Genomic DNA, 2,034 nt, shown 5'->3' with positions numbered 1-2,034 from the left:
TCGTTGGCGGCAAGTCTTTTGCAGCCATTGACAAGATAACTAAAACAGATTGTGAACAGCAATTCCAAGCAAAAGTACACGGACTTATTGTTTTAGAAAAAGTATTAAAAAATACACAAATTGACTTTTGTTTATTGCTGTCTTCCTTATCATCTGTTTTAGGAGGATTAGGATTTGTTGCCTACTCAGCAGCAAATAATTTCATGGACACTTTTGTACACCAACATAATCAAAACCATCCCGTTTCATGGATTAGCGTCAGCTGGGATAGTTGGCAACTTGAAACAGAAAATCAACAAAGTACATCTTTAGGCGCAAGCGTGAGTGAATTTGCGTTCAATGCCCAAGAAGGTGTAGAAGCTTTACAAAGAATTTTGAACTATAGTCAATTCAATCATGTAGTTGTCTCTACTGGAGAACTGCAAGCTAGGATTGACCAATGGATTGATCTGAAATCTTTCCCACAACAAACAAATTTATTATCACTTCATCCCAGACCCGATTTACAAAATTCCTACGTTCCTCTCACAAATGAAATTGAACAAAAAATTGCCAACATTTGGCAAGAGGTTCTGGGGATCAAAGATGTAGGTCTCTATGATAATTTCTTTGAATTAGGTGGAGATTCGCTATTAATAATTCAGGTTCGCAACAAACTTCTTAAAACATTAAATAAAAATTTATCAATTGCTGACCTATTTGAATATTCGACCATCAGTGCCTTAGCAGAATATCTCGGTGAAAAACAGGTTGAACAGCCAACATTTCAGCAAGCTGATGAACGTGCCAAGAAAAAAGAAGAGGCTATGCAAGAAAAAAGGCAATTAATGAAACAAAGGAGGAAGGCAGATGGATAATCAACAAATCCACGATTCCGTCAAAGGCATAGCCGTAATTGGTATGGTTGGCCGTTTTCCAGGAGCCAAAAGTGTTGATGAATTTTGGCAGAATCTATGCAATGGCAAAGAGTCTATTTCTTTTTGGAGTGATGAAGAATTAGAGCTTGCAGGCATAAATCCAGCATTACTGCGTGACCCTCATTATGTCAAGGCTGATGCTCGTCTGTCAGACATTGAAATGTTTGACGCTGCTTTCTTCGATTTCTCGCCTCGAGAAGCCGAAATTATGGATCCCCAACACCGGATTTTGCTGGAGTGTGCCTGGGAAGCCTTGGAAAATGCTGGTTATGACCCTGGTGCAGACCCAGGTTTGACTGGTGTTTACGTGGGGACTAACCTGAGTATCTATATGCTGAACAAACTCAGTGCCAATCCCGAACTGAGCAAATCAATCGGTTCTTCAATTTTCTTTAGTAATGTTCAAGATTTTGCAGCTACACGAATTTCATACAAATTAAACCTGAGAGGGCCAAGTATCAACATTAGCACCGCTTGTTCTACGTCATTGGTAGCTGTTCACTCAGCCTGCCAAGGATTGATGAACTATGAGTGCGATATGGCTTTGGCAGGTGGTGTTTCAATCCAGTCTCTACAAAAAGAAGGTTATTTCTATCAAGAAGGGGGAATGACTTCTCCCGATGGTCACTGTCGCGCCTTTGATGCTAAAGCACAGGGAACTGTTTTCGGCGATGGGGTAGGCATTGTTGTACTCAAAAGACTAGAAGATGCTTTGGCAGATGGCGATCGCATTCACGCAGTCATCAAAGGTTCAGCTATCAATAACGATGGTGCAGCTAAGGTAGGTTACACCGCTCCTAGTGTAGGTGGTCAAGCCTTAGCGATCGCTGATGCTGTTGCGATCGCTGGGTTTAATCCAGAGACAATTACCTACATCGAAACTCACGGAACTGGAACTCCTCTGGGAGATCCGATCGAAATTAGCGCCCTCAAGAAGGTGTTTGCAGCCCGCACCAGTAAGAAGGGATTTTGTGCCATTGGTTCGGTTAAAACCAATGTGGGACATCTGAATATAGCTGCTGGTGTGACTAGTTTAATCAAAACAGTCATGGCTCTCAAACACAAGATGATTCCACCCAGCTTGCATTTTGAACAACCGAATCCTGAAATAGACTTC

The 2,034-nt window shown here is 41.6% G+C and carries 2 protein-coding genes; both read left to right on the top strand.

Translation table 11 applies throughout. The annotated features are described in order from the left end of the window. Positions 1–857: KR domain-containing protein (locus tag UYK_RS0119980; RefSeq protein WP_026086525.1), on the top strand; the 857-nt coding region annotated here is incomplete at its 5' end. After that, on the top strand, positions 850–2,034 hold a 1,185-nt coding region (locus UYK_RS0119975), incomplete at its 3' end, for a type I polyketide synthase (RefSeq protein WP_016872031.1). The genes UYK_RS0119980 and UYK_RS0119975, both read left to right, overlap by 8 nt.

It is taken from the genome of Fischerella thermalis PCC 7521 (assembly GCF_000317225.1).
Classification (GTDB): Bacteria; Cyanobacteriota; Cyanobacteriia; order Cyanobacteriales; family Nostocaceae; genus Fischerella; species Fischerella thermalis.
The sequence above is the reverse complement of the archived record's forward strand: the minus strand, read 5'-3'. Positions and strand labels throughout refer to the sequence as shown.